Genomic DNA, 23,378 nt, shown 5'->3' with positions numbered 1-23,378 from the left:
TGAGGCCAGATTAGAAACCCAAGACTCTCCCGAAAACTGGAGGGAACTAGGGTCTCAGGTCAGCGGTCACATCAACGGCCGTTCGGAGCAAGCCGCTCAGGGCGCAGCCACAACGCAAAGCCAGATCATGCCGTCCATTCTCGCCAATTCCTATCCTGCGTCCGCTCTGGTTCCCAGCCTCATGCCCGCGCCGCGGGTGGACCATGAGGTCAGATCTGCCGCCACAAAGCCGGAAACAGGCGTCGCCTCCGAAGCATCACGCCTGGTGTCAGACCGGGTCAATGCGTTTCTGGCAACAGATCAGCCAGCCCGGACGAACCGCGTGCGCCCCGACGGCCCGCCGCCACCGCCGCCCCGAGCCGGTCATGGGAACACCGGCGACGCTGCGGGTCCAGCCGGCGCACCCGAGGACAGCGATAGCGCCCTGATGCTGCTGACAGCCGATGAAACCGGGTCAGACACGGCAGAAGGCGCGGATGACGGCACACTGTCCCAACCCGTCACGATCCTGCTTGATGACGCCAGCATCTACCAGCCTTCATCCCGGTATTAAGTCTCAAGACACCAGAGGCCGTTTTGCCTGATCGAAGCGGTTGATTATTCGCTGGCGGCCGACGATCAGTCATTGCCGCCAACCGGCCGCATCGCATATCATACGCCGCCGCCTGGGTGTAACAGCCGTCTTGTTTCCGTATTTGAGGACTTTGCCATGACCATCTCGCCCGACAAGAGCCCTTTCGTGGTCTCCTTCGACTGGCTGGTCAAATCGCTTGGTCAACCCGGCCTCAGGATTGTCGACGGCTCTTGGTATCTTCCGGCCCAGAATCGCGATGCCGCGGCGGAATATGCCGCGTCGCGCATCCCGGGCGCGGTGTTCTTCGATCAGGACAAGATCGTCGACCCGGCGTCGGATCTGCCGCACACGATCCCGGGCCCGGCGGATTTCGCCCGCGCCGCAGGCGACCTCGGGCTTGCCGAGACCGATACGATTGTCGTGTACGATGGTCCGGGAATGTTCACGGCACCGCGGGTGTGGTGGCTGCTGCGCACGTTTGGCGCAGCCAATGCCTACGTGCTGGATGGCGGATTTGACAGCTGGAAGGCGCAAGGACTGCCAACCGAAACCGGCGTCGTGACACAGCCGGCTCGCAGCGAGTTCACGCCGAATTTCAATGCCGGCGCAGTGACGGGTTTGGACCGGTTGCGGTCAATCGTCGAAACCGGAACAGCGCAAATTGCCGATGCGCGCGGACCTGGCCGCTTCGCCGGCACGGAGCCGGAGCCGCGTGAAGGCATGCGCTCGGGCCATATGCCTGGCGCCCGCAATGTGCCTTTTTCGACTTTGTCGGAAGGCGGCAAAATCAAACCTCTCAAGGAGTTGCGACAGGTTCTGGAATCATCGGGACTGGATCTCGACAAGCCGGTGGTGACCAGCTGCGGATCGGGTGTGACCGCCGCCGTCATCACCCTTGCGCTGCACTCCATCGGCCACCGGGACAACACGCTTTATGACGGCTCCTGGTCGCAATGGGGCGGCCGCGACGACACCCCGATCGAGACCGGAGAAGCCTGAGATGGCCAAAATGGCAAAGCCCAAATCGCTCAAGGCGACGGTCACCCATCTCGAGATGGCGCGCCGACCGCGCCCGGTGACACCCCTGCCGGTCAATCTTCATGCGACGCTGATGAAAGCCACCGAAATCCCGTTGCACTTTTACCGCTATCTGCAGTGGCAGGTTGGACGCGACTGGCACTGGGCCGACCGGCTGCGCCTGTCCGATGATCACCTGTTAAAAATCGTCCATGCCGAGACGACACAGATTTTTGTGCTCAGCGTCGAGGGGTCACCTGCCGGGTTCTTTGAACTGGCCGAGCTTGACGATTCGACAGTTGAGCTGAGCTATTTCGGCCTGATGGCGCATGTGCGTAAACTCGGCCTTGGCAAATGGATGCTCGAGCAAGCCTTGGCCACGGCCTGGTCTGTCACACCCGCGCGGGTGATCGTCTCGACCAACACACTTGATCACCCAGCCGCCCTGCCGCTTTATCAGAAAGTCGGCTTTGAACCGGTGAGCCAGAATCAGGCGATCATAAGACCGCTCGCTGATGAAGAAATTCTCGCTCTGATGAGAGCGGAAACTTAGCGGCCGGCTGAAAACGGGTGGCGGCAAACCGGCACAATGCGCATTCTCCCAGGGTTCGATCAACCAGGCGGGAAATCGCATGTCTTTCGAATATCTCCCCATGGATCAAGCCACGGCAGAGCGCCTGCGCGCAGGCGGGCCCGATTCCTATGGCAACGTACCCGAACGGCAGATATCCGATGGCGCCGGTATCCCCTGCCGCCGCTGCATGGAGTTTGTCGACAAGGGCGAGCCCTATCTGATCGCCGCCTGGCGGCCATTCTCCGCCCTTAATGCTTACACCGAAACCGGACCCATCTTTCTTCACGCCGCCCCCTGCGCGCCACAAGACCGTCCGCCGCAGGACCTGCCTGCCTTTCTCGCCAGCCCGGATTACATCCTGCGCGGCTACGACAGCGATGAGCGCATCGTCTACGGAACCGGCGGGGTCATCCGACGCCATGCCATTGCCGCCCGGATTGAGGAGTTGCTCAGCCAGCCTTCGGTCACCGCCGTCCACATCCGCTCATCGCGCAACAATTGCTACCATTGCAAGGCCGTCTCAACAGCGGATTGAACACGCGCTCCATAACAAACAAGAAGGCCCGCCCGCAGATTTCAAGGCGGACGGACCAGGGATAAGGACAGGAAAGGGACAACCTCAGAGGGTTGCGCAGGCAAGACGGCTGATCTGCCGGCATCAGGCCGGAAACCAACGTCGCGCTGGAGTTCACGAAACGTGAACTGACCGCGAGGTGGTCCGCGTCCTTAGCGCCAATAGGGCGGCTGGCCATAGTGGGCATAGAGCCGATCCCGCGACGATAAGGTCCAGTCGTAATCGCTTTCACGGCTGTATTTTGGCGCTCCTTCGACCTGTTCCTTGGTGATATCGGCACGGTAGCCGCCCAATTCCTCGTCATATTGCAGCTTTTCCCATGGCAGAGGATAGTGATCATCGCCAATGCCGAAAAACCCGCCGAAGCTCAGCACGGCATAGGAAACCTTGCCGCTGGCCTTTTCAATCATGACTTTTTCAATTGAGCCGATATGCCGGCCGGAACGATCATAGACCTCGGTGCCCGCAACCTTGTCGCTGCCGATCACGGAGGAATTTTCCTTGGTGAGTGTGGACATGAGTTTCTCCTTGGGTGTGGCGAAAGCCGTTCGTCTTTAGCTCTGGCCGGACCTTCGAGGACAATTTGACTGGTATTATCCAGGAACGTCCGCCATGTCCCGATAACGCCGAACCCGACGTCTCGTTCCGAAACGGAATGTGATTATTTCGAGGCACATTCCGGCCTTGAAAGAGCACCGCGAGGTCGCCGTGATGACGCCTTGATCCGGCGGGTCACGCCGCTGACGCGCACAGCCGGAAAGCTGGTCGCCGGACCATCCATTGACCGCATCACCGCCACGCGTGAATTGCCTCACCACAACCGCCGATTTTGTTTCCGAACCGCAATCGACCGCTGGCGGTTTGGAATTATTGGTACTATTAGCTTTCGGATAAACTGCACCAGGATTGGATAGAAAATGAAATTTTACAAACTGACCGCAACGCTGGTTCTTGCTGCAGCTGTCGCTGCAACAGCAGCACTGGCACAAACCGGCTCCGAGGGGGTTTTCACAATCCACAACAGCACCGAAAGCAATGTGGTTGTTGGCTTTTACACCAATGACGGCACCGGCTGGAGCGCCAATTGGCTCAGCGAGCGGCTGTCCCCGGGCACACAAGCAGAAGCTCAATTTGCGTCCGATTCCGGCAATTGCGACCAGACGCTCCAGGTCGGCTGGCTTGGGGAAGACAACACCGAGGTCAAGGATGAGCCGATCTCGATCGACATCTGCGAGGCCACGCACGTCTACCTCGATGACAACGAGATTTATTTCGACTGATGCATCTCGCATCCAAATGGATGCGCGGCGCTGTAGGCAGCCACCGGCCTACCCCATCTGGTTTTGCAACGCGGCGCGGACCTGGCCGGTTCCGCGCCGTGTTGTCTGCCTCACAGCCTCGCGCGGATCGCTCGGCGCGAACGGGTCAGCGAAACAGCGCAGCCCCCTGTTCATCGATGATCTGGCGCGCCTTGCGCAGCGTCATCGCCTCCACTTCATCCCGGTTGGAAAACACGTCCGCACGGACAAATTTGTGCTCCTTGGCACCTTCGCCCTCGCCCTGGACAATCCGCCCGGCCAGGCGCCATTGCCCACCCTCGGCCATCGGTTCGGCATAGATCAGGCAGTCCTTGTAGGAATCCGGCTCGTTGGCTGCTTCAGGCGGGTTGGACGCAGCGGTGCCGCCGAACAGATTTCGGATGCTCTCTAGAATGCCTGCCATGTCTTGCTCCTCCGCAGTGGATTGATGATTGCCGCGGCCCGCGGGCCTGGTTGAAGCCGGTCCGCCTGCCTCGGGCAATTTTGATTGCGCAAGCGTCATTTGGGGATCACACTTGCTGATTAAGGCTTCGGCCACAATTGCAAAATCGCCATTGCCCGGCGTCTGCGTGGCGTTGGTTAGCCTGACACTGAGCTTTTAAGTCAAGGACAGGGAGAAAGTCCATGAAAGACCAGCGCATTCTTGATCAACTGCATCCCATCACCCGTCGATCCCTGCTCGGTGGCGCGGCCGCGACCGGTGCCCTGGCCATAGTCCATCCCTTCACGGCACGGGCTGCAACCAATCAGGCGCATCTGCGCATCATGGAAACCACTGACGTGCACGTCCATGTCTTCGCCTATGATTATTACGGCGACAAGCCCAATGACACGATGGGGCTCGCCCGGACGGCCTCGATCATTGACCAGATCCGCGCCGAGGCACGCAACTCGATCCTTGTCGACAATGGCGATTTTCTGCAGGGCAATCCGATGGGCGATTACATCGCCTACGAGCGCGGCATGAAGGAGGGCGACGTGCATCCGGTCATCTCGGCCATGAATGTGCTGGGCTATGACGCTGGCACGCTCGGCAATCACGAGTTCAACTATGGCCTCGACTTCATGTTCAAGGTTCTCTCGGGCGCCAATTTTCCGCTGGTCTGCGCCAATGTCACCAAGGGAATGCTCGCGGCCAGCCCGCGTGATGACGATCTGCTGCTCAAGCCCTATGTCATCCTCGAGCGCACCATAACAGACGGCACCGGCGCCGAGCATCCGATCCGCATCGGTCTCATCGGCTTCGTGCCGCCGCAGATCATGACCTGGGACGCGCGTCATCTGCACGGCAACGCCGCCACCCGCGACATTGTCAGGACCGCCGAAGCCTGGGTTCCGCAAATGCGCGAGGAAGGCGCCGATCTGGTTGTGGCACTTTGCCATTCGGGCATGGGCCAGCAAGACTGGGCCGAAAACCTGGAAAACGCCGCCATTCCGCTTGCAGCCGTGCCCGGCATCGACGCCATTGTCACCGGGCACAGCCATCTCGACTTTCCCGGCCCGAAATTCGATGGCATGGCCGGCACCGACAACGCCAAGGGCACCATATCCGGCAAACCCGGCGTCATGGGCGGGTTCTGGGGCTCGCATCTCGGCCTCATTGACCTGATGCTCGAGCGTGACGGCAGTTCCTGGAAGGTCATCAGCCACAGTTCCGAAGCAAGGCCGATCTCCGACCGCATCGACCGCAAGGTCGTGGCGCTGGTGGCCGACAAGCCGGAGGTCCTGGCCGCCGCACAGGCCGAGCATGAGGCGACGCTTGCCTATGTCCGCACCGCCGTCGGCAAGACCTCGGCGCCGCTGCATTCGTATTTCGCCCTCGTCGCGGATGATCCGTCGGTCCAGATCGTCAGCCAGGCGCAGACCTGGTACATCACCGACATGCTCAAGGACACCGAGTGGAAGGACCTGCCGGTGCTTTCCGCAGCCGCCCCCTTCAAGGCCGGCGGACGCGGCGGCGCCGATTACTACACCGATGTTCCCGCCGGCGATATCGCCATCAAGAATGTGGCCGATCTCTACCTCTATCCCAACACCGTGCAAGCGGTCGTCATCACCGGCGCGCAGGTCAAGGAGTGGCTGGAAATGTCGGCCGGCATCTTCAACCAGATCGAACCTGGAGCCCAGGACGCCGAACTGATCAACGGCGATTTCCCGTCTTACAATTTCGATGTGATCGACGGTGTCAGCTATCAGGTGGACCTCACCCAACCGCCGAAATACACGCCGAAGGGCGATGTCCAAAACGCCGGCACCAACCGGATTCAAAACCTCAGCTACAACGGAAAACCCATTGATCCGGCCCAGAAATTTGTCGTCGCGACCAACAACTACCGCGGTGGCGGCGGCGGTAATTTCCCCGAGATCGGCCCCGACAAGGTGATCTTTCAGGCGCCCGACACCAACCGCGATGTCATTGTCCGCTACATCGTCGAACAGGGCACGATCAACCCCACGGCCGATGCCAATTGGAGTTTTGCCCCGGCAGAGGCGACGACGGTATTGTTTTCCACCGGGCCAAAAGCCCGCGACCTTGTCGACAGCATCAGCGGCGTTTCGATCCAGCCTGCTGGCGACGGCGCCGAGGGGTTTGCACTGTTCCGGATAACGCTCTGAGCTGTCGCCGACAGCGAATCCCGGCGCAGCCGCTTGTCCCCGTTCAAACGGGTTCACTTGGACGACAACGGACTTGCAGCGAGTGAGACCGGTACCGCGTCATTCGCGCATCCAATCGGATGCGCGGCGCTGGTGCCGCGCCGGGGTTTACCCGCCCTTAACCGGTTTAATCAGTCCCCCGTATAGCGGCCGGTTTTTAGCAAATTGCTTACCGTGTCATGCCAAGCTTCGGCAATCCATTGCCAGAAGGAACATGGGACAATGAGGCAAACCATAGGACGCGCGATTAAGCGGGACAAAACACGTCTCGAAGCCAATATCGACTGCATGGGGCAGAAAACCACCGGCGCCGTGCTCGATCTGTCGCAACACGGCATCTGCCTGTATCTGTCCACGGACATCCCTGTAGCGCCGGGTGACAAGATCACCGTTGCCACAGAAGAGATGGGGTTGCTGATCGGCACCATCCGCTGGATCCGCCTGCCCCGGATCGGCGCCGAACTGGTGTTGACGTCAAACAACCGGGCCAAGGTGGAAAGTTATTACAAGATGTTCGTGGACAACCATCAGCCCGCGTAGCGGCCCTCCTCGCACCGGCGACAATCTTGACGGAGGCACAGCGGTTAAAGCCAACCGGCAGGCAATGGCGAAACCCTGCCAATCCGTTTCGGAAAGTGTTAAAATTTGTACTAACAAATTAAGAGTTTCCGAATGCAGGCGTGGTACTTTGGTATATAGTCAGACAGCAAAGGCTATATATCATGAGTGGGACCTCACGACGTGTAGACCCGCGCGACCCAACACAATTGCGGGCAACGATTACATGCATGGGTCGGACAACCGAAGCAACGGTTATTGATATTTCACAAAGTGGTATGTGTATTTACCTCAACTCCCACATTCCTATTTCACCGGGAGAAGAGATTGTTATCAAAACGACGGAAATGGGCTTTCTCACCGGGATCGTCCGCTGGTTCCGGCGACCGCGGCTTGGGGCCGAACTCGACATGTCCTCCAACACCGCTGCCAAGGTGGAAAGCTTCTACAAGATACACCTGAAACACCGGAAATCGGCTTGAAAAGGCCTCGCCAAACCTGACCCGCCAGACCTGAAACCGCCAGTCCCGTTGAATGGCGAACGGAAAGGCATTGCGCAATCACCTTGGCTATAAGAGAGTTGCCGAAACCTGCTTATCTATAAGAATCAGCAGCCTGTTGGGGACACTCTGGAATGGCAAAGACAGCATCAAAGACCCGCATGGTTCTCTTTCTGACAGGACTTGCCGTTCTCGCCGGCATGGCAGCCTTCGCTCTCGGGCCGCGCCCCGCTGTCGATACCACCATCGGCTTCGACGAGAGCACCCTTCCCGATGATCTCGACGCCTATCTGACCACGTCGGAACAAGGTTTTGATGACCTGCGTCCCGGCAATGCCAGGCAGATTGTCTGGGCCTACCCGGCATCGCGCGCCCGCACGCCGCTCGCCATCGTCTATATCCACGGGTTTTCGGCAAGCCCGGGCGAAATCAGGCCGTTGCCGGATCTCGTCGCCGGGCAACTGGGCGCTAACCTCTATTATGCGCGCCTGAAGGGGCACGGGCGCAGCGCAGACGCGATGCTCGACGGCTCAGTCCATGGTTGGGTCAATGATGTCGCCGAGGCACTGGCGATCGGACGCAGGCTGGGCGAGCAGGTTGTCGTGATGGCAACCTCGACGGGAGCCAGCCTGGCCACCTGGGCTGCCACTCAACCGGATCTGATGCGCAATGTCGCCGGCCTGGTGCAGGTGTCTCCCAATTACGGAATCCAGGCTGCAGGCTCAAGCTTGCTGACACTGCCCTGGGCGGAGAAGACAGTCCCCCTGATCGTCGGCCAGCAGCGCTCGTTCGAGCCCAGAAACCAATTGCACGCCCAGTACTGGACTTCCGCGTATCCCAGCCTCGCACTGCTGCCGATGGCCTCGGTCGTCGATCTGGCCAGGGACGTGGATGCAAAAGCCATCTCGGTGCCGTCGCTGTTTGTCTTCTCGCCTCAGGACAATGTCATTCGCCCCGACCGGGTCGAAGCCATGGCCGCCAGCTGGGGTGGGCCGGCGCAAACGCTTGAAGTCACCGACAGCAATGATCCGAACCATCACGTCATTGCCGGCGATGCGCTGTCTCCCGGCACCACCGACCGGCTGGCCGCAGCCATTGCCGACTGGATTTCGAAACTCTAATGCATGTCGCGTTCAAATGGATTCATTTGGACGATAACGTACATGCATTGATTCAAAGAGATACAGCGTCCTTTGCGCATCCAATTGGATGCGCGGCGCTGTAGCGCGCTGCCGCCCGCGCCCTGTTTGAGCGCCGTGCGATTGCTAAGAGGCCGCCATCACGCGCCGCTTTAAATGATCAGATTGGAGATGATCTCGTTGTCGGTGATGTCCTGATAACTCATCCCGGCCTGGTCGAAGGCATCGGTCAGCCGCAGGAAACTTTCCGGTTCGCGGGTTTCGATGCCGATCAGGATCGATCCGAAATTACGCGCCGATTTCTTCAGATACTCGAACCGCGCGATGTCATCATCCGGCCCCAGCAAGGACAGGAAATCCCGCAGCGCGCCAGGCCGCTGCGCCAGCCGCAGAATGAAATACTTCTTCGTCCCCGCATGCCGCATTGCCCGCTCCTTGACATCGGGCAGCCGGTCGAAATCGAAATTGCCGCCCGACACCACAGCCACGACGGTCTTGCCTGCCAGTGACTTGGGTTCCAGCGTCTCGAGTGCCGAAATCGACAGCGCCCCGGCGGGTTCAAGCACGATTCCTTCGGTGTTGAGAAACCGGGTCATGGTCAGGCAGATGGCGTTCTCCGCAACGGTCAGAACCTGATCAGCACGGAAGCGGGCAAGGATTTCAAAATTTCGCGCCCCGATTTCAGCCACCGCCGCGCCATCAACGAAACTGTCGATCTTGCCGAGCTTGACCCGATGCCCGGCAGCAAGACTTTGCTTGAGGCTTGGCGCACCCGCCGGTTCGGTCAGCAGGAAGCGGTCAGTGTCGACAATGCCTTCGAAATAGCGCGCCATCCCGGCCGAAAGCCCACCGCCCCCAACCGGCAGGACGATCAGATCCGGCCGCTCGCCGCGTGGCAGTTGCGCCGCGATTTCCGCGCCGACACTGGCCTGGCCCTCGATGATGTCATCATGGTCGAACGGCGGCGCCATCAGGGCGTCCTGGGTGGCGGCAAACTCCCGCGCGGCATCATAGCACGCGTCGAAAAAGTCCCCTGTCAGGCGGATCTCGATGAAGTCGCCGCCAAACATCCGGGTTTTGTCGATCTTCTGCTGCGGCGTCGTCACCGGCATGAACACCACACCCTGGCGGCCGAAATAGCGGCAGGCATAGGCAAATCCTTGCGCGTGGTTGCCGGCTGACGCGCACACGAACAGCGCTTGTCCGGGATCAGCCAGCAACGCCTTGCGGATGAAATTGAAGGCGCCTCTGATCTTGTAGGAGCGGACCGGCGAAAGGTCCTCGCGCTTGAGCCAGACCCTTGCGCCGAATCTCGCCGACAAATGGTCGTTGAGCTGCAATGGTGTCGGTGCAAACAGCGCCCGCATTTGCTCCAGTGCGCCGTCGACAGAATTGCGGAAGGCTTCAGGTGATTGTTTTTCGGTCATCGCAGGTCTATGCCACGGGAACCAGCCGGTTGCCAACCAGATCCCGACAGCCGGCGTTCAAGAGGACCTTGCGTGCACGGCCAGACACTACGTTCTGCGGTCTTCATCGCCTCCATGGCAGGATTGTACCTGTCCGCGGCGATGCTCGCGCCTGCGGCCGTCGATTTCTATTCTGACAACCCGGACTGGCGGGTCTTTGCAGTTTCATCGTTTGCGGTTGGCACAGTCTGCCTGGCGTCCGCAGCAGCGAGCCGCGGCGCCAATGCGCCATTCTCCCGGCGTCTCGGTTTTCTCGTCGTCAACCTGTTGTGGATCACGCTCTCGATCACCGGCGCCATCCCGTTTTACCTCGCGTCGCTCGGGCTCGACATGGCCGACGCGCTGTTTGAGTCGGTCTCCGCCGTCACCACCACAGGCGCCACGGTAATCGCCGGGCTCGATTCGGCCCCTCCGGGCCTGTTGCTGTGGCGGTCCCTGCTGCAATGGATGGGCGGGATCGGCATTGTCGCACTCGGGCTTCTGGTCCTGCCCTATCTCAAGGTCGGCGGCTTTACCGTCTTCAAGATGGAATCCTCCGATACGTCGGAAAAACCCTTCGCCCGCTTTGCCGTTTTCGTCCGCGCTTTCTTTGCCATCTATATCGGCCTGACCGTGGCCTGCGCCCTTCTTTACCGCTTCTTCGGCATGAGCGGCTTTGAAGCGCTCAATCATGCGATGACCACCGTTGCGACCGGAGGCTTTTCCACCCATGACGCTTCGTTCGGGGCGTTCCAGTCCCCGGCGCTTATCTGGACCGGCACGGTTTTCATGGCCATTGCCGGCCTGCCGTTTTCCGTTCTCATCCTGTTCGTCGTGCGCGGCCGGCTCGATGCGCTGCGCGATCCGCAGATTTTCGCTTATGGCGGACTGCTGCTCGGTCTCTCCATCGCAATCGCCCTCAGCCTTCGCGTGAGCCAGGACGAGAGTTTCGGCATGGCCCTGACCCACGCGGCCTTCAACGTGGTCTCCATCATCACCACCACCGGTTATGCCAGCAGCGATTACACGCTCTGGGGACCCTTCACCGTCGCCGTGCTGGTCATGGCCACCTTTCTGGGCGGATGTTCCGGATCGACGTCCGGCGGCATCAAGGCCTACCGTCTGGTCATCATCGCCAGTTCGATCCGTTCGGGACTGATGCGGCTGATCTACCCCAACGCCATTCGTCCGGTCCGCTACGGCACACTCACGGTGGAACCGGACATGCAACGCACGGTGTTTCTGTTCGTGTGCGCCTATATCGGCATCTGGGCGCTCGGCTCGGTCGCGCTTGCCGCTACCGGCCTTGACATCGAGACAGCAATTTCCGGCGCGATCACCGCCCTGGCCAATGTCGGTCCCGGCATCGGTCCCCGCATCGGCCCGGCCGGCAATTTCAGCACGCTCGGGGATCCGGCCAAGATCATCCTGGTTGGTCTGATGCTGCTTGGCCGTCTGGAAATACTGGCAGTTCTTGTCGTGCTGATGCCGGCCTTCTGGCGCGGATAATACCCCTGTGAGGTCCGACAGGAGCCCGCAAATGAACTGATTGGAATGAAGCGCCAAGGCTGCAGGCGAGAGACCGATCCAGGCGCCTGGGGTCTGCGGGCGGCAAAGCGCAAACAGATATGGTGCGGACGACGGGACTCGAACCCGTACAGCCTTGCGGCCGAGGGATTTTAAGTCCCTTGCGTCTACCAGTTTCGCCACGTCCGCACGAGCCCTAGTCGGTAGACGACGATCGGCATGCAGGCAAGGGCAGGCCATGCAGATTTCCCAGGAAACCAGAAAGCCCGGCGGGAAGCCGCCGGGCAATTCGGACCAGCAGGCGTGAGCCCGGGCGGCGTGGTCAGGCCACCAGCTTGGCAGCGATCTCGGCCACCCGCTTGCCCTGGAATTCAGCCCCTTCGAGCTCCTGCTCCGACGGCATCCGCGACCCGTCACCGTCGCTGGTGGTGGTCATGCCATAGGGCGAGCCGCCGCGAACGACATCATTGCCCATCTGCCCCTGATAGGCATAGGACAGCGGCACGATGATCATGCCGTGATGCTGCAGCGCCGCCTGCGCCCCCAGGATCGCGAGCTCCGCGCCGCCATGCTGGGTCGCGGTCGATGACATCACCGAAGCCACCTTGTTGACGAGCTTGCCCTCGGCCCACAACGGACCGGTCTGATCGAGAAAATTCTTCAGCTGCGCGGCCATCATCCCGTATCGGGTCGACACGCCCAGGATGATGGCGTCGTAATCAGCCAGTTCAAGCGGATCGGCGATCTCGGCGTCCTGATCCAGTTTGTAATGCGCCGATTTGGCAACATTTTCAGGCACCAGTTCCGGCACGCGCTTGATGGTCACATCCGCTCCGCCGGCTTCGGCGCCCCTGGCGGCAGCCTTTGCCATCGCTTCCATATGTCCCCAGCTCGAATAATACAGCACCAGTACTTTTGCCATTTTCTGCTCCTTGACCGTGTTGCCGTCCGAAGCGGACGATAGATCAGAGATAAGCCTTTCGCTGGGGGGCATAACCCACCAATCAGAGCACGGACTGTTCACACTGCAACCCGGCCGGCAGCCCGCCGCTCCCTTGCACCGGCACGCCAAACATGTCTAATCACATCAAACTGGCGAAGGAGTATCTCCATGAGCGAAATCCCTGCCCGCACGGTCACGGCTGCGGCGCTCGCCATCGGCGACGAGTTGCTGTCGGGCCGCACCCGAGACAAGAACATCGGTCACCTGGCCGAACTGCTGACTGCAGCCGGAATTGTTCTCGAAGAAGTCCGCATTGTCCCCGACGAGCAGAGCCGTATCGTCGAGGCGCTGAATGCCTTGAGAACGCGCTACGATTATGTCTTCACCTCCGGCGGCATCGGCCCAACCCATGATGACATCACCGCCGACGCCATCGCGGCAGCCTTTGATGTCGAGTGCACCTATGATGCGGCCGCGATGGCGCTGCTGTCCGCCCATTATGCCGACCGCGGCCTCGAACTCACCCCGGCCCGCCAGCGCATGGCACGCATGCCGGTTGGCAGCCGCCACATCGACAATCCGGTGAGCTGCGCGCCCGGTTTCATCATCGGCAATGTCCATGTCATGGCCGGCGTTCCCTCGGTGTTTCAGGCCATGCTCGACACTGTGCTGCCGCAGTTGAACGTGGGCGTCAAGCTGCTGTCCGACAAGGTCAGCTGCCCTTACGGCGAAGGCGACATCGGTGATCCGCTGGCCGCAATCGCCAAGGCTCACAGGCAAGTCAGCATCGGCTCCTACCCGCGATTTTCCGGTGCGGGGTTCTCCACCGAGATCGTCATCCGTTGCCGGGACGCGGCTGCCATCGCCACGGCCAGGCGGGAGATCGAGGCAATGCTGTCAGAAATCGCCGCAAAACGGGACTCCGCTTCAGCCCAATCCTGATTGACAGGGATCAAGGCGCGGGCACGATACTGCCATCATGCTGTGGTTGACCCTTCACGACCGGGTTTTCGCAAAGGAGACAGATTATGGCCTATCATACCATTCTCGCGGTCTATGCCACGAAGGCCGATGTGGCGCCGGTGACCGCCGCCATCGCGGATTTCGCAGCCGGCAGCGACATCCATCTGATCGCTTGCCACGGCGAGCCCTCGCAGTTTGTTGTCCTCTCCGCCCCTATCGATGTGCCGGATGCAGCCACCATTGCCGCCTTGTATGAGCAGGCCGACAGCCGCATGCGTGAAGTTGGCGATGCAGTCAAAAAGGCCTGTGACACCGCCGGGCTGTCCTATGAGTGGCGCCCGGTCCGCTCGCCCGGTGGCGACAGCGCTGTTTCCGCGCTCGCCAGCGCCCGCTCGGCCGACCTGGTGATCGTGCGCCAACCCGGCCGTGAGGCGCGTGAAGACATGGCGGCCAATGTCGAGGCCCTGCTGTTTGAAAGCGGACGGCCGGTTCTCTTCCTGCCCTCGGACGGCAAGATGGCGGCCCCGTTCCGGCGCGTTCTGATTGCCTGGGACGGATCCCGCGAAGCCGCCCGCGCCACCCATGATGCGTTGCCCTTGCTCAAAGCCGCGGATTCGGTCGAAATCGTCATTGTCGACCCCGACAAATTGCCCGATATCGATGCGCCGCTGGCCGGAACCGATATCGCAAGCTGCCTGTCGCGGCACGGCATCCACGCCAATGTGACGACCACATCGAAGGGCTCCGGCTCCACCGCTGAAGCCATATCGGCGCAGGCGACAGCCTGTAACGCCGACCTTGTGGTTTTGGGCGCCTACACGCATCAGCGGCTGAGAGAATGGCTGTTTGGCGGCGTAACCCGGGCGTTTCTCGAACACTCGCCCGTCCCGGTGCTGATGTCGCGTTAGGGTTTCTGCAGGACAGATGGCGCCATGACCACTGCCGGCATGGCTGCCTTCAATGGCAGGCCTGCTGGCACAATCACCAGGCCTGTACCGGGCGATTTGGACCGCATCGAGGTCAGGTGCGGCGTCGCGCATCAGCCGGGATCCTCCGGACCGGCACGGCCTCCCTTGCATTCGGCACCGGATTTCGGCTATTTCCGGCTGGAGCATTCATTCTGTAGCCATCAGCGGTCCCCGCACACGCAAGGAAGCCAGCCATGTCTCTTCCCGACAAAGCCTTTCCGGTTTCATGGGACCAGTTCCACCGCGACGCCCGCGCGCTTGCCTGGCGGCTGAGCGGCACCGGGCAGACCTGGACCGCGATTGTCTGCATCACCCGTGGCGGGCTTGTACCGGCGGCAATCATATCCCGCGAACTCAATGTCCGCCGCATCGACACGGTTTCGGTCGCCTCCTATCATGACTATGTCAATCAGGGCGAAATGCAGGTGCTCAAGGAGATCAATTCCGACATTCTGGAAACCGAAGGCGAAGGCGTCCTCATCGTCGATGACCTGACCGATACCGGCAAGACGGCGGCGATTGTTCGGGCGATGCTGCCCAAGGCACATTTTGCCACCGTGTATGCCAAGCCGAAGGGCCGGCCGCTGGTCGATACATTTGTCACCGAGGTGAGCCAGGACACCTGGATCTATTTCCCCTGGGACATGGGCTTTGCCTATGTCGAACCCATCGCCAAGGATACGCGCGGCTGACCTGCTGCCGCACCACCAGGGACGCAGAGACGCAGACCTGCCGCCTGGGCATTGCCGAGCAGTATCTGCGCGTTCACTCAAACCCGGTCGCTAATGCATGTCGCACAAAACTGTGCAGCGGTTTTGCGACAACGACATGCACAAACAAAGAGCCGACAGCGCGTCACCCGGAACCGGTTTGATGCGACGCACTTTAGCCTGTTTTTCGCACCCCCGACCTGCGCGCCCCTGTTCCCGTCGAGAGGCAAGCAGATGCGCCGCATTGCAGCATTTTTCCCGAACAGATTCAGTCAATCTTGAGGTCATGACGCCGCCCCGCCCTTCGCGGTCGACGTTAACAGTATATATATACATCTATGACGAAATGGCGTGATTGCAACTGAATACACGGCTGGATGATATCAGCCAGTTAAAGCCTCATGCAGGGCATGCAACGCGACAGACCAGTATATTCACTTATCCTTATGCAGCAATACACCCCACGACCAAGCAACCTGCTTAATCAGTGCCGCATTATCGGCATCAATCTTGCCGTGATCGTGGCTGTGCTGTCCGCGGCAGCCATGGCGCCCCGCAATGGGCAGGCCTTGGTCATTGTTTCGCCGTGGAGTGAGCCCGAACGCGTCATCAGTGTCATCGCCGACGCTGGCGGGTCGATCATCAACGGCACCGGGGCACCCTACGCCGCAATCGCTTATTCCGACGAACCTGATTTCGCATTCCGGCTGTTTAAATCTGGCGCGATGCTGGTTCTCGACGGCAGTCTCGCTTTCTTTTGCAGGAGCACATCTTCGCTATGAATTACATGACTTCTCTTCGCACCCGCGCAGCCATTGCAATCGTCTCGCTGCTCTGGATCAACCTCGCCCTGATGATCCTTCGCTCCATGTGGGGCATGGAAGCCGACCCGGTTATCGTCCTGGGCGGCGGCGGCGCCATCGCCGGTGTCGCTACACTGACCTGGTGGCGTGACCGGACCGGTACGGCCACACAGATTTCAACAGCGCTGGCACATGCGGCAAGCGTGGCGTTGCTGGTGTACTCGTTTTCAGGATCGCCGCTCCAGATCGACATGCACATGTATTTCTTTGCCAGCCTGGCAATCTGCGCAGCCTGGGTCGACTGGCGGCCAATTCTGGCCTTCGCCGGCTTGACGGCTGTGCACCATCTGGTGCTGTTCTTCATGATTCCTGCAGCGGTCTTTCCGGGTGACACGGATCTCAGCCGTGTCATCCTGCATGCGGGCATCCTTATTCTCGAGTCCGGCGCCCTGCTGGCTCTGGTTCATTCTCTGGCCAGTGCCTTTGCTCAAAACGACGAAGCGATGCGCAACACCAACATCGCCAATGAGCAGGCCAACCAGATGTCGCTGAAGGCCGAACAGGCCCAGAAGCAGAATCTCGAAGATTCCGAAAGGCGTGAAGCTGAACGCGCCGCCGACACCGAACGTCTGCAATTTGCCATGCAAGCCCTTGGCGCAGGGCTTCGCCAACTGGCCGAAGGCGATCTTCGTGTTCGCCTGAGCGACCGCTTTGACGACACGCTTGAGGTGCTCAGAGGCGATTTCAACTCGTCGATGGAATCGCTTGAGCGGCTGGTCGCTGAACTGGGCGGTTCCGCACGCCAGATGAGCGAAGGCTCGAACGGTGTCTGTGCCGATGCCGAACGGATTTCCCAGCGCACCGAACAGCAGGCCGTCTCTCTGGAACAAACCGCAGCGGCAATCGGGCGGATCACCGACAACGTTCAGACCGCGTCAAAGCGTGCCGGTGAAGCCGGGCAACTGGTGGACGAAGCCACGAAGAATGCTTCCGTCTCCGAGGAAATTGTCTCCAAGGCCGTCAGCGCCATGACCGCGATCGAAGGATCGTCGCGCCAGATCGGTCAGATCATCACCGTGATCGACGAAATCGCGTTCCAGACCAACCTGCTCGCTCTCAATGCCGGCGTGGAGGCTGCCCGCGCCGGTGAAGCCGGCAAGGGATTCGCCGTCGTGGCTCAGGAAGTCCGCGAACTGGCACAGCGTTCGGCAACCGCTGCCAAGGAAATCAATGCGCTGATTGAAACCTCGACAACCCAGGTGACCAGTGGCGTGACCCTCGTCAATCAGACCGGAACGGCACTGCGCTCGATCGGCGATCAGGTCAAGCACATCAACGAATACATCTGCAAGATTGTTGATACCGCCCGCGATCAGGCAGCCGATATCTCGGAAATCAACGCGGCCGTCGGCGATATGGACAAGAACACCCAGCAAAATGCCGGCCTGGTCTCCGACACCACCCAGTCGATCCGCCGTCTGGCTTCCGATGCGGACGGACTGGTCTCCAAACTGGCCGTGTTCCGGGTCAATGAGAGCGAAACACCAAAGGCCGCCGCCGCCACCGCCGGGTCCAGACCAGCAGTCGCTGCCGCCGGCCGGCAAAGCCCGGTTGCTGCCAGATCGCACGGCAATGCCGCCGCGGCTGCGGCGCAGGAGTGGGACGAGTTCTGATTCTTAGCCGCGGCACGGAGCAACGACAAATTGCCCTGAGCCGTGCCAGATGAGAGGTCGCTGAAGGGACGCAGCCCGTGCTGCGTCCGTTTTTGGTGCCTGTTTAAGCCTTGGACCACACTTCCACCACCAGAGGCCGTCAACGTGCTTGATCTGTGCGCGGCAAACAACAAGTATCCACAACAGACACACCCGCATGCGATGACCACGCAAGGAGGCGATTGAAAAGCAACATGACCGCATTCGACAGGGTCAAACAGCTGCTTGACCTGTTCAGGCACTCCGGCAAACACCGCCCACGTCACCGCAAAAAGCCGAAGCGGCAAGCCGCAGCAGTTGTCTTCCGCGGCAGCGGCGACACCCGTGAGATCCTGTTGATCACCAGCCGCGACACCGGCCGGTGGATCGTGCCGAAAGGCTGGATCGAGGCCGACGAAGACGGCGCCCAGGCCGCTGTCCGGGAAACCTGGGAGGAAGCCGGCATTGTCGGGTCTGCCCTGCCCGATGGCCCTGTCGGCCATTACCGCTACCTCAAACGCCGGATGCGGCGCGGCGACGCGGTCTGCGATGTGGACGTCTATCTGCTCGAGCTGATCGAGCAGAAGGCGCGGTGGCCGGAAAAGGGTCATCGCAAGCGCAAGTGGTTTCCCGTTGCCGCTGCGATCAGCCTTGTCGGCGAAATCGGGCTCAAGGACGTGATGCGCGACGCCTTTCACAGCCTTACCCCCGTCTGAGCGTTTTCCTCGGCTGAATTTTTTTCGCGATCAAATTTTACCGGTCACTTTTTCAACCCAAAGGCCGATAACGAGCCAATACCTCCGTCCGTGCACCATCGGATAGGGCCAGATCCCGGAGGATACCGGGGTTTTGCCGGGAGCAATGGCAAATCCGGATAAAACCACTTTTGTCCTCGTTTTCCACATTCCCCCGCCACTAGATGTGGTGCGTGCAATTCCGCCACGGACAAGCCCTTGACGCACACAACCGAGTCGCTGCTTATAGGTCACACGTTGCGGCGGTGGCGCGGCTGGGATGTACAGAGGCCAGTCTACTCCTTACAATTTTGGATCAAAACGCTCGTTTTCGCGCAAGACGCGAAGATTTGCGGGCATGGTTTGATCCCGAAAAGTGACCGCTGAAATGCAAAATGGGACTGGCGTAAATCAGCTGTTAATACTATATTTAGTGTTTGCAGCCAATTCTGCCACAAGATACAGAGTTTCCTGGGAACGGGAATCACACCGAGTGACCGAGTAGAGAAACTGGCTGCACAATGAGTGGGCGGCTTGCGGGAAAGATATTGTCGTGACGCAAGGACTGCGCCCGGCTTCGAATTTGATAAAGAGGACTACAATGCGCATCGAACGTCGGTTCACCAAAGACGGCCAGTCAGCCTACGCAGACATCGAATTCCGCAAGGCGACGAGTGAAATCAGGAACCCGAACGGATCGATCGTTTTCCGTCTCGCCGATATTGATGTGCCGGCCCAGTTCAGCCAGGTCGCGGCCGACATTCTGGCGCAGAAATACTTCCGCAAGGCCGGCGTTCCCGCGCGTCTGAAAAAGGTCGAGGAAAATTCGGTGCCGTCCTGGTTGTGGCGATCGGTGGCCGATGAGAAGGCCCTTGCGGACCTGCCCGAAGACGAGCGCTACGGCTCGGAAACCGACGCACGCCAGGTCTTTGACCGGCTCGCCGGCACCTGGACCTATTGGGGCTGGAAAGGCGGCTACTTCACGTCCGAAGACGATGCCCGCGCCTTCATGGACGAGCTGGCCTACATGCTCGCCACCCAGCGCGTTGCGCCCAACAGCCCGCAATGGTTCAACACCGGCCTGCACTGGGCCTACGGCATCGACGGCCCCGGCCAGGGCCATTTCTATGTCGACCCGTTCACCGGCAAGCTGACCAGGTCGAAATCCTCCTACGAGCACCCGCAGCCGCATGCCTGCTTCATCCAGTCGGTCGAGGACGATCTCGTCAACGAGAACGGCATCATGGATCTGTGGGTGCGGGAAGCGCGGCTGTTCAAATATGGTTCGGGCACCGGCTCCAACTTCTCCTATCTGCGCGGCGAAGGCGAAAAGCTTTCCGGCGGCGGCAAATCCTCGGGCCTGATGAGCTTCCTCAAGATCGGCGACCGCGCCGCCGGCGCCATCAAGTCGGGCGGCACCACCCGGCGCGCCGCCAAGATGGTGGTGGTCGATGCCGATCACCCCGATATCGAGGCCTACATCAACTGGAAGGTCAAGGAAGAGCAGAAGGTCGCGGCGCTGGTCACCGGCTCGAAGATCGTCGCAGGCCATCTCAGCGCCATCATGAAGGCCTGCATCAATTGCGAGGCCGACAATGACGCCTGTTTCGACCCCAAGCAGAACCCTGCCCTCAAGCGCGAAATCAAGGCCGCCAAGAAAAGCCAGGTGCCTGAAAACTACGTCAAGCGCGTCATCCAGTTCGCCCGCCAGGGCTACACCGACATCGAATTCAAGACCTATGACACCGACTGGGATTCGGAAGCCTATCTGACGGTTTCGGGCCAGAACTCCAACAACTCGGTCTCGGTCAAGGATGATTTCCTGAAGGCTGTCGAAACCGACGGCGACTGGCACCTGACCGCCCGCAAGGACGGCAAGGTGATGAAGACGCTGAAAGCCCGCGACCTGTGGGAGCAGATCGGCCATGCCGCCTGGGCCTCGGCCGATCCGGGCCTGCACTTCAACACCACCATGAACGACTGGCACACCTGCCCGGCTGAAGGCCCGATCCGCGCCTCCAACCCGTGCTCGGAATACATGTTCCTCGACGACACCGCCTGCAATCTGGCCTCGCTCAACCTGTTGCAGTTCAAGGATGCGGCGACCAGGCGCATCGATATCGCCGGCTACGAGCACGCTGTCCGGCTCTGGACCATTGTTCTCGAAGTCTCGGTGATGATGGCGCAGTTCCCCTCGCACCAGATTGCCGAACGCTCCTACAAATACCGCACGCTGGGTCTTGGCTTTGCCAATATCGGCGGCCTGCTGATGACCACCGGCATTCCCTATGACAGCAAGGAAGGCCGCGCCATCTGCGGTGCGCTGACCGCCATCATGACCGGCGTGTCCTACGCCACCTCGGCGGAAATGGCCTCCGAGATCGGCCCCTTCCCGGGCTACAAGGACAACAAGAAGAACATGCTGCGGGTGATCCGCAACCACCGCCGCGCCGCCCATGGCGAGATCAGCGGCTATGAGAACCTGTCGGTCAACCCGGTGGCGCTGATCCATGACGAATGCCCCGACCCCGACCTGATCACCCATGCCACCGCGGCCTGGGACAAGGCACTGCAACTGGGCGAAAAGCACGGCTTCCGCAACGCGCAAGCCACCGTGATTGCGCCGACCGGCACCATCGGTCTGGTGATGGATTGCGACACCACCGGCATCGAGCCCGATTTCGCGCTGGTCAAGTTCAAGAAGCTTGCCGGCGGCGGCTACTTCAAGATCATCAACAACGCCGTGCCCGAGGCGCTGCGCACTCTGGGCTATTCGGAAGCCCAGCTGGCCGAGATCGAGGCCTATGCCGTCGGTCACGGCAACATCAACCAGGCCCCGGCGATCAATCCCGGCTCGCTCAAGGCCAAAGGTTTCACCGACGACAAGATCGAAGCCATCAACGGTGCCACCAAGGCAGCCTTCGACATCAAGTTCGTCTTCAACAAGTGGACGCTGGGCGAGGATTTCTGCAAGGACGTGCTCGGCCTCACCGACGAGCAGATGAACGATTTCTCCTTCGACATGCTCTCGGCCCTGGGTTTTTCCAGGAAGGACATCGAAGCCGCCAACGTCCACATTTGCGGCGCGATGACGCTGGAAGGCGCGCCGCACCTCAAGCTCGAGCACTATCCGGTGTTTGATTGCGCCAATCCCTGCGGCAAGATCGGCAAGCGCTACCTGTCGGTTGACAGCCACATCCGCATGATGGCCGCAGCCCAGCCGTTCATCTCCGGCGCGATTTCGAAAACCATCAACATGGCCAACGAAGCCACTGTCGATGACTGCAAGAACGCCTACATGCTGTCGTGGAAGCTGGCGCTGAAGGCCAACGCGCTCTACCGCGACGGCTCGAAGCTCAGCCAGCCGCTCAATGCCTCGCTGATCGAGGATGACGAGGACGAGGATGACGCCATCGAGACGCTGATGGCCCAGCCGCTTGCGGCCCAGGCGGTCGCCGTCAGCGAAAAGATCGTCGAACGGGTGGTCGAACGGCTGGTGCGCGAACGCGACAAGATGCCGAGCCGGCGTCAGGGCTACACCCAGAAGGCGGTCATCGGCGGCCACAAGGTCTATGTCCACACCGGCGAATATCCCGACGGGCGTCTGGGCGAGATCTTCATCGACATGCACAAGGAGGGCGCTGCCTTCCGGGCGATGATGAACAATTTCGCCATCGCCATCTCGATCGGCCTGCAATATGGCGTGCCGCTCGAGGAGTTTGTCGAGGCCTTCACCTTCACCCGCTTTGAACCGGCCGGCATGGTCCAGGGCAATGACGCGATCAAGAACGCCACCTCGATCCTCGACTATGTGTTCCGGGAACTTGCGGTGTCCTATCTCGGACGCAACGATCTGGCCCATGTCGATCTGTCGGATTTCTCCAACACCACGCTGGGCAAAGGCATTTCCGAAGGCAAGGCCAGCCCCTTCTCCAAGGGTCTGACCCGCGGCGCCTCGCTCAAGGTTGTCACCGGTCAGGGCGGCACTTCCGATCCCAAGGGCCAGGCGCCCAAGGGTCAGGCCGGCGCGGCACCTGCCTCCGGCTCTTCGGTGATCACCGGTTCGTTTGCCGCCCGCAGCACCAGCACGGTCAAGTCCACGGTCAACCTGGCGGTCAGATCCGAGCCGGAGGCCGTAGCGCCCGAGGGTGCGGTTGCCTTCAAGCGCGAGTACGAGGAGCGCGCCGAGGTGCTGGCGGCCGAAGTCGCCCTGGCCGAAGGCGAGGCGAACGAGTTGTTCTCCGACATCGCCACCGACGCCGCCCGCGACGCCAAGGCCAAAACCGCCGACCTCCGCGCCCAATCGCTGATGCAGGGCTACACCGGCAACATGTGCACCGAGTGCCAGAACTTCACCATGGTGCGCAACGGCACCTGCGAGAAGTGCGATACTTGTGGAAGCACGAGCGGGTGTAGCTGACGTCAGATTGAATTGAACACTTCAGCCCGGGGGAAACCTCGGGCTGTTTGTCTTTGGCACCGACCTGTTTCGTCCGGAACAGCACAGCGTCACCCTTTAAACAGGCACACATCGCGGAATGGATCCTCGGCTCGGGGGCCGAGGATGACGACGGTGGAATTGAGCCAGAACAACGGTCAGATGGTGCCGAGACACTTCCCCCCGCACTTCGTCATCCCAGGGCCCCGACCCTGGGATCCATTCCGTGATCCCACGGTACGGCAG

Annotated in this window: 21 protein-coding genes and 1 tRNA gene; 17 read left to right on the top strand and 5 right to left on the bottom strand. The window is 60.8% G+C overall.

All coding sequences use genetic code 11. The annotated features are described in order from the left end of the window. The 4 genes from PZ897_RS16860 to PZ897_RS16845 all read left to right on the top strand — a co-directional run. The coding region (locus PZ897_RS16860) for a hypothetical protein (RefSeq protein WP_275753698.1) at window positions 1-553 on the top strand (553 nt) is incomplete at its 5' end. Window positions 554-709: 156 nt separating this feature from the next. Further along, complete coding sequence (gene sseA / locus PZ897_RS16855; protein WP_275753697.1) at window positions 710-1,573, top strand: 3-mercaptopyruvate sulfurtransferase; 864 nt, start codon at window positions 710-712, stop codon at window positions 1,571-1,573. Window position 1,574: 1 nt separating this feature from the next. Beyond that, the gene (locus PZ897_RS16850) at window positions 1,575-2,144 is read left to right on the top strand and encodes a GNAT family N-acetyltransferase (RefSeq protein ID WP_275753696.1); all 570 of its coding nucleotides are present in this window, start codon (window positions 1,575-1,577) and stop codon (window positions 2,142-2,144) included. A 79-nt stretch (window positions 2,145-2,223) separates the two neighbouring features. Beyond that, window positions 2,224-2,700: a DUF1203 domain-containing protein gene (locus PZ897_RS16845; RefSeq protein WP_275753695.1), complete on the top strand. Its 477-nt coding sequence runs from the start codon at window positions 2,224-2,226 to the stop codon at window positions 2,698-2,700. 191 nt (window positions 2,701-2,891) lie between these two features. Here PZ897_RS16845 and PZ897_RS16840 read toward each other — a convergent pair whose 3' ends face one another. Further along, window positions 2,892-3,257: a PRC-barrel domain-containing protein gene (locus tag PZ897_RS16840; RefSeq protein ID WP_275753694.1), complete on the bottom strand. Its 366-nt coding sequence runs from the start codon at window positions 3,255-3,257 to the stop codon at window positions 2,892-2,894. A 399-nt stretch (window positions 3,258-3,656) separates the two neighbouring features. Here PZ897_RS16840 and PZ897_RS16835 point away from each other — a divergent pair, with 399 nt between their 5' ends. Further along, the gene (locus PZ897_RS16835) at window positions 3,657-4,019 is read left to right on the top strand and encodes a hypothetical protein (protein WP_275753693.1); all 363 of its coding nucleotides are present in this window, start codon (window positions 3,657-3,659) and stop codon (window positions 4,017-4,019) included. Between the two features lie 145 nt (window positions 4,020-4,164). Here the strand turns inward: PZ897_RS16835 and PZ897_RS16830 are convergent, their stop codons facing one another. Beyond that, window positions 4,165-4,461 carry an HlyU family transcriptional regulator gene (locus tag PZ897_RS16830; RefSeq protein WP_275753692.1) on the bottom strand — a complete coding sequence of 99 codons (297 nt, stop codon included), beginning with the start codon at window positions 4,459-4,461 and terminating at the stop codon, window positions 4,165-4,167. A 221-nt stretch (window positions 4,462-4,682) separates the two neighbouring features. On the opposite strand from PZ897_RS16830, the gene PZ897_RS16825 reads away from it, so the two are divergent. The 4 genes from PZ897_RS16825 to PZ897_RS16810 all read left to right on the top strand — a co-directional run bounded on the left by PZ897_RS16825 (window position 4,683) and on the right by PZ897_RS16810 (window position 8,892). Continuing rightward, window positions 4,683-6,674, top strand: a complete 1,992-nt coding sequence (locus tag PZ897_RS16825) for a bifunctional 2',3'-cyclic-nucleotide 2'-phosphodiesterase/3'-nucleotidase (RefSeq protein WP_275753691.1) — start codon at window positions 4,683-4,685, stop codon at window positions 6,672-6,674. A 261-nt stretch (window positions 6,675-6,935) separates the two neighbouring features. After that, window positions 6,936-7,253 (top strand): PilZ domain-containing protein, encoded by a 318-nt coding sequence (locus tag PZ897_RS16820; RefSeq protein ID WP_275753690.1) that lies wholly within the window; start codon window positions 6,936-6,938, stop codon window positions 7,251-7,253. Window positions 7,254-7,435: 182 nt separating this feature from the next. Further along, window positions 7,436-7,753 carry a PilZ domain-containing protein gene (locus PZ897_RS16815; RefSeq protein ID WP_275753689.1) on the top strand — a complete coding sequence of 106 codons (318 nt, stop codon included), beginning with the start codon at window positions 7,436-7,438 and terminating at the stop codon, window positions 7,751-7,753. A 152-nt stretch (window positions 7,754-7,905) separates the two neighbouring features. Next, window positions 7,906-8,892: an alpha/beta hydrolase gene (locus PZ897_RS16810; protein ID WP_275753688.1), complete on the top strand. Its 987-nt coding sequence runs from the start codon at window positions 7,906-7,908 to the stop codon at window positions 8,890-8,892. 170 nt (window positions 8,893-9,062) lie between these two features. On the opposite strand, the gene ilvA is transcribed toward PZ897_RS16810, so the two are convergent. Then, window positions 9,063-10,337, bottom strand: a complete 1,275-nt coding sequence (gene ilvA / locus PZ897_RS16805; RefSeq protein ID WP_275753687.1) for a threonine ammonia-lyase IlvA — start codon at window positions 10,335-10,337, stop codon at window positions 9,063-9,065. A 72-nt stretch (window positions 10,338-10,409) separates the two neighbouring features. Here ilvA and PZ897_RS16800 point away from each other — a divergent pair, with 72 nt between their 5' ends. Next, window positions 10,410-11,864 (top strand): TrkH family potassium uptake protein, encoded by a 1,455-nt coding sequence (locus tag PZ897_RS16800; protein ID WP_275753686.1) that lies wholly within the window; start codon window positions 10,410-10,412, stop codon window positions 11,862-11,864. Window positions 11,865-11,984: 120 nt separating this feature from the next. Here the strand turns inward: PZ897_RS16800 and PZ897_RS16795 are convergent. Together PZ897_RS16795 and wrbA are read right to left on the bottom strand one after the other, a co-directional pair. Continuing rightward, window positions 11,985-12,071 (bottom strand) — tRNA-Leu (locus PZ897_RS16795). Window positions 12,072-12,204: 133 nt separating this feature from the next. Next, window positions 12,205-12,804, bottom strand: a complete 600-nt coding sequence (gene wrbA / locus PZ897_RS16790; protein WP_275753685.1) for an NAD(P)H:quinone oxidoreductase type IV — start codon at window positions 12,802-12,804, stop codon at window positions 12,205-12,207. Between the two features lie 189 nt (window positions 12,805-12,993). Between wrbA and PZ897_RS16785 the strand changes: the two genes are divergently transcribed. From PZ897_RS16785 to PZ897_RS16755, 7 genes are all read left to right on the top strand, one after another. Then, entirely contained in the window at window positions 12,994-13,767 is a 774-nt protein-coding gene (locus PZ897_RS16785) for a molybdopterin-binding protein (protein WP_275753684.1), read from the top strand. A gap of 86 nt (window positions 13,768-13,853) precedes the next feature. Then, window positions 13,854-14,696 carry a universal stress protein gene (locus tag PZ897_RS16780; RefSeq protein WP_275753683.1) on the top strand — a complete coding sequence of 281 codons (843 nt, stop codon included), beginning with the start codon at window positions 13,854-13,856 and terminating at the stop codon, window positions 14,694-14,696. A 254-nt stretch (window positions 14,697-14,950) separates the two neighbouring features. Then, window positions 14,951-15,448 (top strand): xanthine phosphoribosyltransferase, encoded by a 498-nt coding sequence (gene gpt, locus PZ897_RS16775; RefSeq protein WP_275753682.1) that lies wholly within the window; start codon window positions 14,951-14,953, stop codon window positions 15,446-15,448. Between the two features lie 419 nt (window positions 15,449-15,867). Next, the gene (locus PZ897_RS16770) at window positions 15,868-16,248 is read left to right on the top strand and encodes a hypothetical protein (protein WP_275753681.1); all 381 of its coding nucleotides are present in this window, start codon (window positions 15,868-15,870) and stop codon (window positions 16,246-16,248) included. Next, complete coding sequence (locus PZ897_RS16765; RefSeq protein ID WP_275753680.1) at window positions 16,245-17,942, top strand: methyl-accepting chemotaxis protein; 1,698 nt, start codon at window positions 16,245-16,247, stop codon at window positions 17,940-17,942. The genes PZ897_RS16770 and PZ897_RS16765 overlap by 4 nt, the downstream gene beginning before the upstream one ends. A gap of 233 nt (window positions 17,943-18,175) precedes the next feature. Continuing rightward, the gene (locus PZ897_RS16760) at window positions 18,176-18,676 is read left to right on the top strand and encodes an NUDIX hydrolase (protein ID WP_275753679.1); all 501 of its coding nucleotides are present in this window, start codon (window positions 18,176-18,178) and stop codon (window positions 18,674-18,676) included. A 619-nt stretch (window positions 18,677-19,295) separates the two neighbouring features. Continuing rightward, window positions 19,296-23,114, top strand: coding sequence for a vitamin B12-dependent ribonucleotide reductase (locus PZ897_RS16755; protein ID WP_275753678.1), 3,819 nt, complete (start codon window positions 19,296-19,298; stop codon window positions 23,112-23,114). Window positions 23,115-23,378 lie beyond the last annotated feature (264 nt).

The sequence above is a fragment of the Hoeflea sp. YIM 152468 genome, assembly GCF_029210485.1.
Taxonomy (GTDB): Bacteria; Pseudomonadota; Alphaproteobacteria; order Rhizobiales; family Rhizobiaceae; genus Hoeflea.
This window is presented reverse-complemented; position numbering and strand designations above follow the sequence as displayed.

Bases quoted from the DNA above. Each gene is read 5' to 3' on its own strand.
- ilvA (WP_275753687.1), bottom strand. From the start codon at position 10,337: ATGACCGAAAAACAATCACCTGAAGCCTTCCGCAATTCTGTCGACGGC.
- PZ897_RS16845 (WP_275753695.1), top strand. From the start codon at position 2,224: ATGTCTTTCGAATATCTCCCCATGGATCAAGCCACGGCAGAGCGCCTG.
- PZ897_RS16850 (WP_275753696.1), top strand. From the start codon at position 1,575: ATGGCCAAAATGGCAAAGCCCAAATCGCTCAAGGCGACGGTCACCCAT.
- PZ897_RS16765 (WP_275753680.1), top strand. From the start codon at position 16,245: ATGAATTACATGACTTCTCTTCGCACCCGCGCAGCCATTGCAATCGTC.
- PZ897_RS16785 (WP_275753684.1), top strand. From the start codon at position 12,994: ATGAGCGAAATCCCTGCCCGCACGGTCACGGCTGCGGCGCTCGCCATC.
- PZ897_RS16835 (WP_275753693.1), top strand. From the start codon at position 3,657: ATGAAATTTTACAAACTGACCGCAACGCTGGTTCTTGCTGCAGCTGTC.
- PZ897_RS16840 (WP_275753694.1), bottom strand. From the start codon at position 3,257: ATGTCCACACTCACCAAGGAAAATTCCTCCGTGATCGGCAGCGACAAG.
- gpt (WP_275753682.1), top strand. From the start codon at position 14,951: ATGTCTCTTCCCGACAAAGCCTTTCCGGTTTCATGGGACCAGTTCCAC.
- PZ897_RS16755 (WP_275753678.1), top strand. From the start codon at position 19,296: ATGCGCATCGAACGTCGGTTCACCAAAGACGGCCAGTCAGCCTACGCA.
- PZ897_RS16780 (WP_275753683.1), top strand. From the start codon at position 13,854: ATGGCCTATCATACCATTCTCGCGGTCTATGCCACGAAGGCCGATGTG.
- PZ897_RS16825 (WP_275753691.1), top strand. From the start codon at position 4,683: ATGAAAGACCAGCGCATTCTTGATCAACTGCATCCCATCACCCGTCGA.
- PZ897_RS16830 (WP_275753692.1), bottom strand. From the start codon at position 4,461: ATGGCAGGCATTCTAGAGAGCATCCGAAATCTGTTCGGCGGCACCGCT.
- wrbA (WP_275753685.1), bottom strand. From the start codon at position 12,804: ATGGCAAAAGTACTGGTGCTGTATTATTCGAGCTGGGGACATATGGAA.
- PZ897_RS16820 (WP_275753690.1), top strand. From the start codon at position 6,936: ATGAGGCAAACCATAGGACGCGCGATTAAGCGGGACAAAACACGTCTC.
- PZ897_RS16760 (WP_275753679.1), top strand. From the start codon at position 18,176: ATGACCGCATTCGACAGGGTCAAACAGCTGCTTGACCTGTTCAGGCAC.
- PZ897_RS16815 (WP_275753689.1), top strand. From the start codon at position 7,436: ATGAGTGGGACCTCACGACGTGTAGACCCGCGCGACCCAACACAATTG.
- PZ897_RS16770 (WP_275753681.1), top strand. From the start codon at position 15,868: ATGCAGGGCATGCAACGCGACAGACCAGTATATTCACTTATCCTTATG.
- PZ897_RS16810 (WP_275753688.1), top strand. From the start codon at position 7,906: ATGGCAAAGACAGCATCAAAGACCCGCATGGTTCTCTTTCTGACAGGA.
- sseA (WP_275753697.1), top strand. From the start codon at position 710: ATGACCATCTCGCCCGACAAGAGCCCTTTCGTGGTCTCCTTCGACTGG.